Source organism: Gordonia sp. GONU (assembly GCF_024733855.1).
Lineage (GTDB): Bacteria > Actinomycetota > Actinomycetes > Mycobacteriales > Mycobacteriaceae > Gordonia > Gordonia amicalis.
The window spans coordinates 1-840 of the sequence record NZ_JANRHB010000090.1 but is presented as its reverse complement, the minus strand read 5'-3'; the positions used below and the strand labels follow the sequence as shown (position 1 = coordinate 840).

The following is an 840-nucleotide window of genomic DNA, read 5'->3' as shown; positions in this document are numbered from 1 at the left end:
TGACGTGTAAGGGCTCGGGACATGCTTGACGTCGTGTCGTCGGGACATCGTTGACGTCTCACGCTTGTCGGTGGTCGCAGTCAGAGTGTGGGGGGTGTCCTTCTCTGCTGAGACTGAATCCGATGCTGAGATCGCTGCACGGGTGCGTGTGGAGGTCAGGTTCCGTGCGGTCACCGAAGTCGCCGACGGTGCTCCGGTCATCGAGGTCGCTAACCGTTACGGTGTCTCTCGCCAAACGGTCACGGCGTGGCGCAAGCGCTATGCCGCATCAGGTCTGGGCGGTTTATCGGATCGATCTCGCCGACCGCGTACTAGCCCGAACCAGATCTCTCCACAAGTGGAGGCGACGATCTGCGAAATGCGACGCACCCACCGGCGGTGGGGTGCCCGGCGCATCGTCTACGAACTCGGACGCCTCGACCCTTATGCGCCCGCGCCCGCGCGGGCCACGGTGCACCGCGTGCTGGTACGCAACGGATTGGTCAATCCTCAAGAGCAGCTACATAAACGGGTCTACAAGCGATGGGAGCGGGAAGCTCCGATGCATCTGTGGCAACTCGACCTGGTTGGAGGTGTGTTCCTGGCTGGCGGCCGGGAATGCAAACTGTTGACCGGCATCGACGACCATTCCCGCTTCGTCACCGTCGCCGCGGTTCTCGAGCAGCCCAGTGGCAGTGCCGTGTGTGAAGCGTTCGTCGGGGCGATGAATCGATGGGGCGTGCCGTTCGAGGTGCTCACCGACAACGGCAACCAGTTCACCGGCAGACACACGCGGCCGTTGCCGGTTGAGGTGCTCTTCGAGCGGACGTGTCGCGAGTACGGCATCACCGCGCGGTTGAC

At 63.3% G+C, this 840-nt stretch carries 1 protein-coding gene; it reads left to right on the top strand.

The features are described from left to right. Positions 1 to 130: 130 nt before the first annotated feature. A partial coding sequence (locus tag NWF34_RS25290) for a helix-turn-helix domain-containing protein (protein WP_231632852.1) occupies positions 131 to 840 on the top strand: 710 nt, incomplete at its 3' end.